Genomic DNA, 14,605 nt, shown 5'->3' on the forward strand with positions numbered 1-14,605 from the left:
GTTGCGCCCCCCAATTAAAAAGTTTTCCCTCCTTCCCCCGGGCCCCCATCCTTCCTTTCAAAACTTTTCATCAGGGAGTCGGCACGGCTTCGGAACAAGGTTCCGGTCGTGTCGGCTTCTTTTTTTTATGGGGCAGGAAAAGACGGGAAAGGGCAACGCGAGGCTGCCGGGGCGCTGCGTTGACACGGCATCTTCCGTCCTGTACGCTTTATTATTCCGCGCACCTTGTCACAGAGGAGCCGACATGCTGGACACCTCACGCCTTCAGAACATGTTTGAGCTGCTCGGCTGCGAAGAGCCGCTGGGCGTCTTCTACGCCGAAAAGGCTCCCTCATCCTCTCTCACTCCCCCGCCGGACAGGGGACACGCCTGCATCATCAACTATCTGCGCCTAGCCTTTGACAGGAAAACCTGCGTCCACTTCGCCGCCGACGCATGCACCTGCATGGGCGGATGGGTCTATCTCGGCTACCGGCTTCCCGCGCCGGAGCGCATCGTTCACTTCGTCACCACCGGATGGGAAGGCGGAGAAGGCGAACGCTATCTCCCCTCGCCCGATTCCATGCGCCGATTTCTCCGCGACATCGACGTGCAGCCCGCCCCCGCGCCCTTCTGCGCGGCGCGCCCCCTCTCTCAGTTTGCCGAAGGCGAAGAGCCGCTGCTCGTCACCTTCCGCTGCCGGGGCGAGGTGCTCACAGGTCTGTCCATGCTCGCCGGATTCGCCCTCGACGATCACAACGCCGTGGTCATGCCCTTCGGCTCCGGCTGCGCCAACATTTTCGCCTGGCCGCTCAGCTGGCGGCGGCGTGGCCTCAAAAAGGCCGTGGTCGGCGGTTCCGATCCGTCGTGCCGCCCCTTCATGGCCGCGGACGAGCTTTCCTTTACCGTGACGGCGGACGTGCTGCTCGCCATGCAGGAAGCCTTTCCCCGCTCCTTCCTCACCGGGAAAACCTGGGCCGGCGTAAGAAAAAAGATTGACAGAAGCCGGAAAGTCTGGGAAGAGGCCGCGTCGAGATGATGCGCGAATGTCTCGCGGGAGCAGCGCTCGCTTTTTCTTTTTCAGCAGAAAAAGCGACGGAACATTTGTCTTTCCGCCTTCGGGCAAAACAGACGACAAGGCGTTGCAGCTTTCCGTTTTTTCGAGGGAAAACGAAAGGTTGCGCCTTGAAAGCGCAAAAGGAAACCTTCCGGCGCAGGTCGGAGAGCCTCTTTGGCGGTCACGGGGAACATGGCGCTCCGCTCCCCGTGCGCGACGCAGAACATCCGGCGTTTGCGACGAGGGCGTCCCTTTCCGGGGACGGAGGAAAAATTTTCCGAAGGCGTGATTTAGTGCTTTCTTTCCCGGGGGCTATCAAGTATAAGGGACAAGAGCGCAATGCGTCATCGGGGTGCCTTTCCGCTGAAAACAGGGCAGGAAGGTACGTTTATTATTTAAATTTCCCATCAATTTTCCATAGAAGGGCTCATTCATGAAAACCAAATTCATTTTTGTTACCGGCGGTGTGCTTTCCTCTCTCGGAAAAGGACTGGCCTCGGCTTCGCTTGGCGCTCTGCTGAAGGCCCGCGGCCTTTCCGTGACCATCCAGAAGCTCGACCCCTACATCAACGTCGACCCCGACACCATGAATCCCTTCCAGCACGGCGAAGTCTATGTGACCGACGACGGCGCGGAAACCGACCTCGACCTCGGCCACTACGAACGCTATCTCGACGTTTCCCTGTCCCAGCGCAACAACACCACTTCCGGACGCATCTACTACAACGTCATCAACAAGGAACGCCGCGGCGACTATCTCGGCGGCACCGTGCAGGTGATTCCGCACATCACCGATGAAATCAAGCGCACCATCCTGAGCCTCACCGAAGGCGACAATCCCCCCGACGTGGCCATCATCGAAATCGGCGGCACGGTGGGCGACATCGAAGGCCTGCCCTTCCTCGAAGCCATCCGCCAGCTCCGTTCCGACATCGGCCGCAACAACTGCCTGAACATTCACCTCACCCTCGTGCCCTATCTGCACGCCGCGGGCGAATACAAGACCAAGCCCACGCAGCACAGCGTGAAGGAACTGCTTTCCATCGGCATTCAGCCCGACATCATTCTCTGCCGCTGCGAGCAGACCATTCCTTCCGAACTCAAGAAGAAGATCGCCCTGTTCTGCAACGTGGACGAAGACGCCGTGTTCACCTCCGTGGACGTGAAGAACGTGTACGGCGTGCCGCTCAAGTTCTATGAGGAAGGCTTCGACCAGAAGGTGGCCATCATGATGCGCCTGCCTGCGCGCAACGCCGACCTCTCCGGCTGGATCAAGCTCATGAACGACTTCGACGAAGCCGCCAAGAACAAGGTGAACATCGCCATCGTGGGCAAGTACGTCGATCTCAAGGAAGCCTACAAGAGCCTGCACGAAGCCCTCGTTCACGCCGGCGTGGCCAACCATGTTTCCGTCAATCTGAAATACGTCAATTCCGAAGAAGTCACCGCCGACAACACCCGCGAAATCTTCAAGGGCTGCGACGGCATCCTCGTGCCCGGCGGCTTCGGCTACCGCGGCGTGGAAGGCAAGATTGAAGCCATCCGCTACGCCCGCGAAAACAAGATTCCCTTCTTCGGCATCTGCCTCGGCATGCAGTGCGCCGTCATCGAATTCGCCCGTCACGTGGCCGGTCTTTCCAAGGCCAATTCCGAGGAATTCGATCCGCTCACCGATGAAAAGGTCATCTACCTCATGACCGAATGGTACGACTTCCGCAAGAACTCCGTGGAAGTGCGCGACGAAGCCAGCAACAAGGGCGGCACCCTGCGCCTCGGCGCGTATCCCTGCGCCCTGCTGCCCGGCACCAAGGCCGCCGAAGCCTACAAGCAGGAAGAAATCTCCGAACGTCATCGTCATCGTTACGAATTCAACAACGCCTTCCGCGAAACCCTCAGCCAGCACGGCATGGTGTTCAGCGGCACCTCGCCCGACGGCACGCTCGTGGAAATCGTGGAACTGCCCGATCATCCCTGGTTCGTGGGCTGCCAGTTCCATCCTGAATTCAAGTCCCGTCCCATGCACGCGCATCCGCTGTTCAAGGACTTCATCGCCGCTGCGGTGAAGCAGTCCAAGAAGAAGTAAGCCGGGGCTCTCATTGCTGTAAAAGAAGGCGGGGAGGAACTCACGTTCCTCCCCGCCTTTTTCGTGGAAACTCCTTCTATGCTGCTCTGTTCGGCGCCGCCTGCAGGCGCAGCCGGAACAGGCTGCGTCAAAGAGCGCGCCTTGCGCCGTCAGATGCGCTTTTCCAGAAAAATCAGATTCTCCGCAATGGCTCCCTCAAACATCACCGCGGCCTTTCCGGCGTAGCGGAAGCCCAGCCTGAGGTACAGGTTTGCGGCGGGCTTGTTGTTCTCCCAGGTGTCGAGGCGCATCACCTCGCAGCCGCGCCGCGCCGCCTCTTCCAGCGCAAAGAGCACCATGCGCTTTCCGATTCCCTTCCCCGCCTGCGAGGGCGGCACGCACAGCGTGTGAATGACCAGCACCTTGTCCGGCTCCGCCGCATATTCCCAAGGGATCGAGGCGTAGGCGTCGAGCTGCACATGGTTGAGGATCATGCTGGCGCAGGCCTCGCCGTTCTCTTCCAGCACGTACAGCGTGCCGTCCTTCACGCCCTTTTCCGCCACGGCCCGGGTGGGATACACGCCAAGCTCCCAGTTGGTGCTGCTGCCGTGCTCCTGCTCAAAGGTCAGCAGCTCGGTGTAGTGTCGCTCCACCGCGTCAACGTCGCTTTCCATCGCTCTGCGTATCATCGCCTCGCCTCCTTTTCTCTTCGCCGTTTGTCTTTGCCCTGCGGGGGCGTTCTCGCTCATGCCTTGTGCCTGCAACACTGCACAGCGCCCGTACGCGGCACAGGTCTCCCACGCCAGCACCCGCAAGGACGCATCCGCCGGGCGGCACTCGGCGTTTCTCCGAACTCCCGCCCTTCTGCTCGACGCTTCGCGCCCGAAGCGTTCGAGGCATCCGTTCGTGCGCCGCTTCCGCGGCCCCGGCGTCAGTTCCGCTGCCGGGAGGCCGGAAAAGCGTTTCCCTGCCCTGCCGAGCTTCCGGCTTCACGCCGCCCCGCAGCCTCGCGCAAACACACGCGCCTTTCGGCATATCGGGCGACGCGCGCCATACCCGCCTGCGCAGGATACAAAAATCCCCGCGGAATCCGAAGACGCCGCGGGGAGAATGTCAGCGCATTACAGGTTTCTGCCGCAGCACTTCTTGAACTTCTTGCCGCTGCCGCAGGGGCAGGGATCGTTCCGGCCGACCTTCACGCCGTTGTACATGTGATGCTCCTCCTTCGCGGCGGAGGCTCCGCCGTCGCCCAGAGCGGCGGGATCGGTCTTGTGGCGCAGGTTCAGCACGGGCTCGGCCTTCTGAGGCTCCGCTTCGGCTTTTGCCTCGGGCTGAGGTTCGGCCTCGGGCTCCGGTTCCGCGGCAGGTTCGGGCTGCTGAGGCTCGGCAGGCGCGCTCTCCGGCGCGGCTTCCTGAGAAGGAGCCTGTTCGGCAGAGGCTTCGGCGGGCGCAGTTTCGGCAGCCTGCGCTCCGGCTTCGCCTTCCGCGCCTTCGGCGGGGGCCGCTTCTTCGGCTTCCACACGTCTCATGCGCACGTGCGTGAGCGAGGTCAGCGCGCCCTCATGGATGCGGAACAGCATCTCCTTGAACATGGCCAGACCTTCGCTCTGGTACTCGCGCTTGGGATCGCGCTGGGCGTAGCCGCGCAGGCCTATGCCTTCGCGCAGGTAGTCCATGGCGCGCAGATGATCCTTCCAGCAGCGGTCCAGGGACTCCAGCAGGAAGTAGCGCAGAATATCGTTGTACACGGGGCCGGCTTCCTCGTGCAGCTCCTGGAATATCTTCTTCACGGCCTCAAGCGACTGCTCGCGCGAAGGAATGGCGCTCATGGTCAGATCGGGCATGGTGCGCGCGATGTTCAGCGTTTCCATGAGGCGGCTGTTCACCTCGGTGCACATCTGCGCGTCGGGCGCTTCCTTGTGCGCTTCCACGGGCTGATAGATGTTGTCCAGCACCTCGTCCACGAAGTCGAAGAGCACGCCTTCCACGTCGGGCAGCTGCATGAGATCGCGGCGCAGGGTGTAGATCACCTCGCGCTGCTGGTTCATGACGTTGTCGTAGTCGAGCAGCGTCTTGCGGATTTCAAAGTTGTGGCCTTCCACGCGCTTCTGCGCGTTTTCGATGGCCTTGGACACCATGCGGTTCTCGATGGGCTCGCCTTCCTTCATGCCCAGCTTTTCCATGAGGCCGGAAATGCGTTCCGAACCGAAAATGCGCATGAGGTTGTCTTCCAGCGAGAGGTAGAAGCGGGAGGAACCCGGATCGCCCTGACGACCGGCGCGGCCGCGCAGCTGATTGTCGATGCGGCGGCTTTCATGACGTTCCGTGCCCAGAATGTGCAGACCGCCGAGTTCCTTCACGCCCTCGCCGAGCACGATGTCGGTGCCGCGGCCGGCCATGTTGGTGGCGATGGTCACGTGGCCCTTCTGACCGGCCTGCGCCACGATGGCGGCTTCTTCGGCGTGATGCTTGGCGTTCAGCACGCTGTGCGGCACGCCTTCCTTCTTGAGCATGGAGGAAAGCAGTTCGGAAGTTTCAATGGAAATCGTGCCCACCAGCACGGGCTGCCCGGTCTTGTAGAGTTCCTTGATGGACTCGATGATGGCGTGATACTTTTCCCGCTGCGTGCGGAAGATGAGGTCGGGCAGATCCTTGCGGATCATGGGCTTGTTCGTGGGAATGGTGATGGTTTCCAGATGATAGATCTGGTCGAATTCCACGGCTTCGGTCTGGGCCGTGCCGGTCATGCCCGCGAGCTTGTCGTACATGCGGAAGTAGTTCTGGAAGGTGATGCTGGCGAGCGTCTGGTTTTCGGCCTCGACCTTCACGCCTTCCTTGGCTTCGAGCGCCTGATGCAGACCGTCGCTGAAACGGCGGCCGGGCATGAGTCGGCCCGTGAACTCGTCCACGATGACCACCTTGCCCTCGTCGCTCACGATGTAGTCCACGTCGCGCTTGAAGCAGTGATGCGCCTTGAGCGACTGAAGAATGTGATGCTGATAGGCGATGCTCGCCGGATCGAACAGGTTCTCGATGCCGAGAATCTTTTCGCACTTGGCCACGCCCGCGTCGGTGAGCATGGCCGTCTTGGACTTTTCGTCGATGGTGTAGTCTTCCTCGGCCTTGAGCTGACGAACCACGGCGTCCATGGCCTGATACAGCTCGGTGGATTCGTCGCTCGCGCCGGAAATGATGAGCGGGGTGCGCGCTTCGTCGATGAGAATGGAGTCCACTTCGTCCACGATGGCGAAGTTGTGGCCGCGCTGCACAAGCTGCTCGGCGTAGAACTTCATGTTGTCGCGCAGGTAGTCGAAGCCGAATTCGTTGTTGGTGCCGTAGGTGATGTCGCAGGCGTAGGCGGCCTTGCGCTCCTCGTCGGTGAGGCCCTGCACGATGACGCCCACGCTCAGTCCGAGGAAGTTGTACAGACGGCCCATCCACTCCGCGTCGCGGCGGGCGAGGTAGTCGTTCACGGTGACCACGTGGACGCCCTTGCCGGAAAGCGCGTTGAGTACCACGGGAAGCGTGGCCACAAGGGTTTTGCCTTCGCCGGTCTTCATTTCCGCAATCTTTCCGGCGTGAAGCACCATGCCGCCCACAAGCTGCACGTCGTAATGACGCATGCCCATCACGCGCGAAGAGGCTTCGCGCACCAGAGCGAACACTTCGGGCAGCACGTCGTCGAGCGAGCGGCCGCCGTTCTGCACCTGGTCGCGGTATTCCGCGAGCTTTGCGGGAATCTCCTCGTCGGTGAGCGCCTTCATCTGAGGTTCAAGGGCGTTGCACTTCTTCAGCTTGGGTCGCAGAGAACGAAGGTAGCGTTCGTTACGGGTACCGAATATTTTGCCGATCAGGAACTTGATCATGGGTATCTCCAGAAAATGTCGTTGGAACAAGGCAGAAGATAAGTCAAGGCCTTGTATTTGGCAAATGGTCATCGCCCACTTTTCCGCATATTTTCCCGGCGCGGCCCCTTTCTTCCGCCCGCGTCCGGCAGAGGCAACGGCAGGAGCACGCAAAGTATCGCGCAAAAAAGAGCGGAGAAAACGCCTGCTGCGACGCGGCGAGCCGCTCCGACTCCCGCCTCCATGCGGCGGCAAGACGCCGCAACCGAAGCCCCGGGGAAAAGACGGCAAGGCTGCGCACAAGCGCTCTGGACAAATTGTCGCGCATGCCTCATGATGGCCGAAACGCCGCCCGTCGCCGGGCACATGGTGTGCCGGATTTCGGGGACGCTTCAACAGATGCCCATGTTCAACATACGTCGATCACTTTTCGTGCTTGTGTGCCTTTTCGTCGCGGCCGCCCTTGTCGGCGGCTGTTCCTCCAAAAACGGCTATCAGAACGGCCGCTACCGGGGAACCAAGGCCTACACTGTGCGCGGGAAAACCTATTATCCGCTGCAGTCGGCGCGCAACTTCGTGGAAACCGGCGTGGCCTCCTGGTACGGTCCGGGCTTTCACGGCAAAACCACGTCCAACGGCGAACGCTACAATCAGAACGCCATGACGGCCGCGCACAAGCTGCTGCCCTTCGGCACGCGCCTCAGGGTCATCAATCTGGACAACGGCCGCACCACGGAAGTGCGCATCAACGACCGGGGCCCCTTTGTGGACAGCCGCATCATCGACCTTTCCCGCGCTGCGGCGCGCGACCTCGGCATGATAGGCAAAGGCACGGCGCGCGTGCGCCTCGTCTCGCTTGAGCGCGGCGGCGAACCTTCCCTCTTCACCCCGGACGGCGACATGCTCGGCCTGTTCTACGTGCAGATAGGCTCGTTCCGCGAGCGGCCGCGCGCCGTGAACCTCGCGGACTTCATGCGCACGCAGGGCTACGGCTGCCGCATCGCGCGACACGACGGCAACGATCTGAACTTCGTGCAGCTCGGCCCCTATCACTCCCGCTCCATCGCCGAGAAAACGGCGCGTTCGCTGAGTCTCCGCTACCGGGGCCTGTTCGTGATTGCGGAATAGCACTCCCGCAGGCGCGGCAACGTTCCGGCGCGACCATCACGCAATAACATAAAAATTTGCCGACCGCGGAAGCCTTCACAGACCTGCGGGCGCGCCCTGCCGCGCGGCCTTCCGGCGGCCCGCGCCTTCACCCCTCAGGCTCTCCGCGCTCGAAAGAACATCGAGCTCCGCTGCAAGCAGGCGTTGCGCCTGAGGCGATACCCGACCCCGCTGCAAAGCGGCAAACGCCCCGGGCCTCGTTCCACGCGCCGCGCCTTCCACGCCAAAACAGCTCTCTTCCCCGGCCTGCTGCGCCTCTTTCTGCGGATGCCCCAAATTCGGCCCGGCTCCGGGCGTTCCGCGTCTTCTTTTTTCAGTGCTTCTCCCGCAGCATCCGTCCCTCGGCGCGGTCCCTGCGGCGCTCGGTCTCCGCGGGATCCTCCTCCTGCTGCGCCTCAAAGAGCCTTCCCCGCATCACCGCGCCGCCGCCGTAGCGGGAACGCAGCGCGTCCACGGCCATGTTCAGCCGTCCGCGTCTGGCCTCGTCCTTTTCCGGCTCCTTTGCCGGCATGAGCGAAAGCTGCTTCGGCGCACCCGCTTCAAAGCCCGACACCCCGACGCCCACAAGACGCACCCTGTCAGTCAAATCCAGCCCGTCCAGCACGGCGCAGGCCGTCTCGTAAATGCTCTCCGTGCTGCATATCCGGCGATCCAGCGTGACCTGCCGCGTGATCTGATGAAAATCCGCGTACTTTATCTTGAGCGTCACCGTGCGCCCGGCCAGCCCCTGACGCCGCAGCGACGCCCCCACCCGTTCGGCATGACGCAGAATCCAGGTGCGCAGCACCTCCCTGTCGCGCGTATCCACATCGAGCGTCGATTCCGCGCTCTCCGACTTGGGCGGCGTCCACGGCACCACCTCGCGCGGATCCTCGCCGTGCGCCCGCTCCCAGAGCACGACCCCGGCCTTGCCGTAGCGCCGCCGCCAGAACTCCTCGCCGTAGCGCGACACGTCGCCGCACGTCTTCACCCCGAGCCTTGCAAGCTCCTCGGAAAAACGCCGTCCCACGCCGGGCACGGCCGTCACCGAAAGGGCGGCCAGAAAATCGGCCGTCTTCTCCGGCGCAAGCAGAAAAAGACCGTCGGGCTTGCGCTGCTCCGAGGCAATCTTCGCCAGAAACTTCACCGGCGCAATGCCCACGGAACAGGTGAGGCCGCCCGTGGCCTCCTTTACCGCCGCCTTGAGCGCGCGCCCCATCTCATCCACCGGGCCGAACAGCCGCTCAAGGCCCGTGGCGTCCAGATAGGCTTCGTCCACCGACGCCATCTCCACCTTCGGCGAAAAGCGCTCCAGCGTTTCGCGCACAAGCGCCGACACCTCCGCATAGCGGCGCATCCGCGGCCGCACGTACACAGCCTGCGGGCAGCGCCTCTTCGCCTCCGCGATGGACATGGCCGAATGCACCCCGAAACGGCGCGCCTCGTAGGAACACGTGCTCACCACGCCCCGATGATCGCCCCCGACCACCACGGCCCGCCCCCGCAGCGACGGATTGTCGAGCTGTTCGATGGATGCGAAAAAGGCATCCATGTCCATGTGCATGATCCAGCGCTGCGAAGGCGACACCCTCATCCTCCCGAAAAGGCCGCGGCCAAGTATGACAATATAGTTACAGAAGGCCCCTTTCCGAGGATTGTCCTTGACAAGGGGGGGCGCTCTCTCTAAGGAAGAAGTACCTGTCGTCATCATGCCCTTGCGCGCTGAAAAGGGCAACCTTCCGGGGCGTAGCCGCCCCTCTTTTCCCATCCCATAAGGAGTCAGGATCGTTGGCCAGAAAGAAATCTATGCAGAAGTGGACCGTGGAGGATTCCGTTGATCTGTACGGCATCCGCAACTGGAGTTCCGGATATTTCGACATCTCCGAAAAGGGCGAAGTGGTCATCCGCCCGTTCGGCCGCGAAGGCGGCCCGGAAGTCAGCGTTCTGGAAATCATCCGCGAGCTCAAGGAACGCGGGTACGACCTGCCCGTGCTGCTGCGCATTGAAAACATTCTGGACTCCCAGATATCCCTTCTTCATCAGACTTTCCGCGCCGCCATCAGCGAGCTCGGCTACAAGGGCGACTACCGCGGCGTGTTCCCCATCAAGGTGAATCAGCAGCAGCAGGTGGTGGAAAAAATCGCCCAGTACGGCGCGGCCTACCATCACGGCCTCGAAGTCGGTTCCAAGGCCGAACTCATCGCCGCCATCAGCCAGCTCAAGAGCCGCGAAGCCTGCCTCATCTGCAACGGCTACAAGGACGAAGAATTCATCGATCTCGGCCTGCACGCCCTCAGCATGGGCTTCAACGTCATCTTCGTGCTCGAAATGCCCGGCGAACTCGAGGTCATTCTCGAAGAGGCCAAGCGCATGAACATCCGCCCGCAGATCGGCGTGCGCGTGAAGCTCAGCACCAAGGCCAGCGGTCACTGGTCGGAATCGGGCGGCGAACGTTCCGCCTTCGGCCTCACCTCCGCCCAGATCGTGGACGTCGTGGACATCCTCAAGGAACACGACATGCTCGACACCCTCAAGCTCATGCACTATCACCTCGGCTCGCAGGTGCCCAACATCCGCGACATCCGCGCTGCGGTCATGGAAGCTACGCGCATCTACGCAAGCCTCGTGCAGGAAGGCGCCGCCATGGGCTATCTCGACCTCGGCGGCGGCCTCGCCGTGGACTACGACGGCTCGCACACCAACTACGTGAGCTCCCGCAACTACACCATGCTCGAATACTGCACCGACGTGGTGGAAGCCGTCATGACCATTCTCGACGCGCAGGGCATCGCGCATCCGCACATCGTCACGGAATCGGGCCGCGCCACCGTGGCCTACTATTCCATTCTGCTCTTCAACGTGCTCGACGTGAGCCTCATCGAAGTGGGAAGCCTGCCCGAAGAGCTCCCCGAAGACGCTCCCGAACCCGTGCGCAACCTGAAGGAAACCCTTCAGAACATCAATCCGCGCAACCTCCAGGAAGCCTACAACGACGCCATCTACTACTACGACGAAATGCGTCAGCTCTTCATCACCGGCCGCGTCACCCTGCGTCAGAGAACGCTCGCCGAACGCTTCTACTGGGCCATCATGCGCGTGCTCTCCGAAGAAAAGAACCGCGTGAAGTACATTCCCAAGGAGCTCAACGAAATCGACTCCATGCTCGCGGACATCTACTACTGCAACTTCAGCGTGTTCCAGTCGCTGCCCGACAGCTGGGCCATCGATCAGCTCTTCCCGGTCATGCCCATTCACCGGCTCAACGAATTCCCCGAACGCCAGGGCATTCTCTCCGACCTCACCTGCGACAGCGACGGACGCATCTCCCACTTCATTGATCCGCAGGGCCTCAAGACCACCCTGGAACTGCATCCGCTCAAGGAAGGCGAGGAATACTATCTCGGCACCTTCCTCGTGGGCGCCTATCAGGAAACCCTCGGCGATCTGCACAACCTGCTCGGCGACACCAACGTGGTCTCCGTGCGCATTCAGGAAGACGGCACCTACGACTTCGTGCGCGAACTCGACGGCGACTCCGTTTCCGACATCCTCGCCTACGTGGAATACGATCCGCACCGCGTGCTCGTGGGCATTCGCAAGTCTGCGGAACGCGCCGTGCGCGAAAACCGCATCACGCCCACGCAGCGCTATCAGCTCATGCAGGCCTTTGAAGACGGCCTGCGCGGCTACACCTACTTTGAACGCTAGCAGAGCGCCGGAGTCTTCTCCGGCCTCTGTCCCACGGCCGAGAACCTCGTTCTCCCCCTTTATCAATCAAGGCGTTCGGAACACGGTTTCTTTCCGCCTCTGAACCCTTCATGCCGCAAGGAGCAAGAACATGGCAAAGGTACTCATCATCGGCGCCGGCGGCGTCAGCTCCGTCGCCACGCACAAGTGCGCACAGGCCGCTGACGTTTTTACCGACATCGTGCTCGCGAGCCGCACCAAGGCCAAATGCGACGCCATCGCCGCGAGCGTCAAGGAACGCTACGGCCGCGACATCGAAACCGCCAAGGTCGATGCCGACAACGTGCCCGAACTCACGGCGCTCATCCGCCGCGTGCAGCCCGATCTGGTCATGAACATCGCCCTGCCCTATCAGGATCTGCACATCATGGACGCCTGCCTCGAAGCCGGCGTGAACTATCTCGACACCGCCAACTACGAACCGCCGAACGACGCCCACTTCGAATACAAGTGGCAGTGGGCCTATCAGCAGAAGTTCAAGGACGCCGGTCTCTGCGCCCTGCTCGGCTCCGGCTTCGATCCCGGCGTGACCAACGTGTTCTGCGCCTACGCCCAGAAGCATCTTCTTGACGAAATCAACGTGCTCGACATCATCGACGCCAACGCCGGCGATCACGGCCTGCCCTTCGCCACCAACTTCAACCCCGAAATCAACCTGCGCGAAGTGTCGGCCAAGGGCCGCTACTGGGAACGCGGCGAATGGGTGGAAACCGATCCCCTCTCCTGGAAGATGAACTTCGACTTCCCCGAAGGCATCGGCAAGCGCAACTGCTACCTCATGTATCATGAGGAACTCGAATCGCTCGTGCAGAACCTCAAGGGCATCCGCCGCGCCCGCTTCTGGATGACCTTCGGCGACGCCTACCTGAACCACCTGCAGGTGTTCAAGAACGTGGGCCTCATCGGCATCGAGCCCGTGAAGTTCCAGGGGCACGACATCGTGCCGCTGCAGTTCCTCGCCAAGCTCCTGCCCGATCCCGCGTCCCTCGGCCCGCGCACCGTGGGCAAGACCTGCATCGGCTGCCTCATGCACGGCGTCAAGGACGGCAAGAAGCGCACCGTGTACATCTACAACATCTGCGATCATCAGGAATGCTACCGCGAACTCGGTTCGCAGGCCATTTCCTACACCACCGGCGTGCCCGCCATGGTCGGCGCCATGATGATGGTCACCGGCAAGTGGAACAAGCCCGGCGTGTGGAACATGGAACAGATGGATCCCGATCCCTTCCTGGAAGAACTCGGCAAGTACGGTCTGCCCTGGAAGGTCACCGAACCCGACCTCTGATTGACGGCGGAGCCCGGAACGCCGACGACGCCTTGCCGCGGCCCTGCCGCGCCGTTTTCGACGCCGCGCGTTTCCGGGGCTCCGAACCTTGACTGCACAAACGAAAGCGGCCGGGACACGCCCGTCCGCTTTTTCGTTCCCGGAGTTGCCATGACGGCCGAAGAACAGATAGCCAGACTCGAAGAACTGGCCTATTTTCAGGAAAAGCTGCTCTCGCAGCTCAACGAGGCCCTGACCGGTCAGCAGAAGCAGCTCGACATGCTGGAAAAACGCCTTGCCGAGCTGGAAGAAAACGTGACCGCCCTCATGAACGCGCAGGACGGCCCGGTCAACACGCTGCCTCCGCACTACATGCCGGAACGCTACTAGCGCCCCGCAAAAAACGCGGAAGAAACGGGAACGCCCCCGCGTCGCCTGTGCCCCGCGCCCCGACAACGGGAAAGCCCTGTGCCCCCGCGCGAACCTGCGCGGAGCCGACAGCGGGAAATCCCTGCGCCCCCCGGCCCGAAAGACTGAACCGCCTGCGCGAGCGCGTTTTGCCTCGGCCCGGCATGCAGGCCTGCCGAACCGATCCGCCCATCCTTCAACCCTCCGAGCGCCATGAACGAATATCTTGCCAAACTCCGTCCCGAAGCGTGGCCTTCCCCCTGCTTCGTCACCGATCTTGCCATGCTGAGAAAGAACGTCGCCATTCTCGACGACGTGCAGAAGCGCACGGGCGCAAAAATCATGCTTGCGCTCAAGTGCTTTTCCCAGTGGATGACCTTTCCCGTGCTTTCGCGCGCCATGCGCGGCCCCCTCTACGGCTGCTGCGCAAGCTCGCCCGACGAAGCCAGACTGGCCAAAGAGGATTTTTGCGGCGAAGTGCACGCCTTTGCCGCGGCCTGGAGCGAAGAGGAACTTGCCGAAACCCTGCGCTACGCCGACCACATCGTGTTCAACTCCTTCGCGCAGTGGAAGAAGTTCCGCCCGCTGGTGCAGAAGGCCGAACAGGAACGCGGCATAAGCATTGAATGCGGTCTGCGCCTCAACCCCGAACATTCGGAAGGCGCGGTGCCCATCTACGACCCCTGCTCGCCGGGCTCCCGTCTCGGCATTCGTCCCGCCGCCTTCCACGCCGAACTCGAAAAGGATCCGCACGCGCTGGACGGCATAAGCGGTCTGCACTTCCACACGCTCTGCGAACAGAACGCCGACAGTCTGGCCCGCACGCTGGACGCCGTGGAAAAGCACTTCGGGGCATACTTTTCCCGCATGAAGTGGATCAACTTCGGCGGCGGCCACCACATCACCCGCGCCGACTACGACATTGAACTGCTGTGCCGCTGCATCGAGCACGTGCGCGACGCCTACCATGTGCAGGTCTATCTTGAACCCGGCGAGGCCGTGGCCCTCAACGCGGGCGTGCTCGTGGCCACCGTGCTCGACGTGGTTCAGGCCGACATGCCCGTGGCCATTCTCGACACCTCCGCCGCCTGCCA

Annotated in this window: 10 protein-coding genes and 1 pseudogene; 7 read left to right on the plus strand and 4 right to left on the minus strand. The window is 62.1% G+C overall.

Annotated features, from left to right (window positions below):
* Positions 1-244: 244 nt before the first annotated feature.
* Positions 245-1,018, plus strand: a complete 774-nt coding sequence (locus ACZM96_RS06255) for a DUF169 domain-containing protein (RefSeq protein ID WP_489487976.1) — start codon at positions 245-247, stop codon at positions 1,016-1,018.
* Between the two features lie 451 nt (positions 1,019-1,469).
* Positions 1,470-3,119 carry a CTP synthase gene (gene pyrG / locus ACZM96_RS06260; protein ID WP_489487977.1) on the plus strand — a complete coding sequence of 550 codons (1,650 nt, stop codon included), beginning with the start codon at positions 1,470-1,472 and terminating at the stop codon, positions 3,117-3,119.
* Positions 3,120-3,268: 149 nt separating this feature from the next.
* Here the strand turns inward: pyrG and ACZM96_RS06265 are convergent, their stop codons facing one another.
* The 3 genes and pseudogenes from ACZM96_RS06265 to secA form a co-directional block, all read right to left on the minus strand.
* Entirely contained in the window at positions 3,269-3,787 is a 519-nt protein-coding gene (locus ACZM96_RS06265; protein WP_489487978.1) for a GNAT family N-acetyltransferase, read from the minus strand.
* A 432-nt stretch (positions 3,788-4,219) separates the two neighbouring features.
* A complete protein-coding gene (locus tag ACZM96_RS06270) occupies positions 4,220-4,627 on the minus strand; it encodes an SEC-C metal-binding domain-containing protein (RefSeq protein WP_489487989.1) in 408 nt (135 codons plus the stop codon).
* Positions 4,613-6,964: pseudogene (gene secA / locus ACZM96_RS06275) on the minus strand (preprotein translocase subunit SecA); the annotation flags it as partial. The gene ACZM96_RS06270 and the pseudogene secA, both read right to left, overlap by 15 nt.
* A gap of 384 nt (positions 6,965-7,348) precedes the next feature.
* Between secA and ACZM96_RS06280 the strand changes: the two are divergent.
* Positions 7,349-8,071 (plus strand): septal ring lytic transglycosylase RlpA family protein, encoded by a 723-nt coding sequence (locus tag ACZM96_RS06280; protein ID WP_489487979.1) that lies wholly within the window; start codon positions 7,349-7,351, stop codon positions 8,069-8,071.
* Positions 8,072-8,423: 352 nt separating this feature from the next.
* Here ACZM96_RS06280 and dinB read toward each other — a convergent pair whose 3' ends face one another.
* Positions 8,424-9,683 (minus strand): DNA polymerase IV, encoded by a 1,260-nt coding sequence (gene dinB / locus ACZM96_RS06285; RefSeq protein WP_489487981.1) that lies wholly within the window; start codon positions 9,681-9,683, stop codon positions 8,424-8,426.
* 212 nt (positions 9,684-9,895) lie between these two features.
* Between dinB and speA the strand changes: the two genes are divergently transcribed.
* The 4 genes from speA to ACZM96_RS06305 form a co-directional block, all read left to right on the plus strand.
* The gene (gene speA / locus ACZM96_RS06290; RefSeq protein WP_489487983.1) at positions 9,896-11,797 is read left to right on the plus strand and encodes a biosynthetic arginine decarboxylase; all 1,902 of its coding nucleotides are present in this window, start codon (positions 9,896-9,898) and stop codon (positions 11,795-11,797) included.
* 130 nt (positions 11,798-11,927) lie between these two features.
* Positions 11,928-13,124 (plus strand): saccharopine dehydrogenase family protein, encoded by a 1,197-nt coding sequence (locus tag ACZM96_RS06295; protein ID WP_489487985.1) that lies wholly within the window; start codon positions 11,928-11,930, stop codon positions 13,122-13,124.
* Between the two features lie 150 nt (positions 13,125-13,274).
* A complete protein-coding gene (locus ACZM96_RS06300; protein ID WP_346665910.1) occupies positions 13,275-13,493 on the plus strand; it encodes a SlyX family protein in 219 nt (72 codons plus the stop codon).
* 231 nt (positions 13,494-13,724) lie between these two features.
* The coding region (locus ACZM96_RS06305) for a carboxynorspermidine decarboxylase (RefSeq protein ID WP_489487987.1) at positions 13,725-14,605 on the plus strand (881 nt) is incomplete at its 3' end.

This window comes from Mailhella sp. (assembly GCF_057866825.1).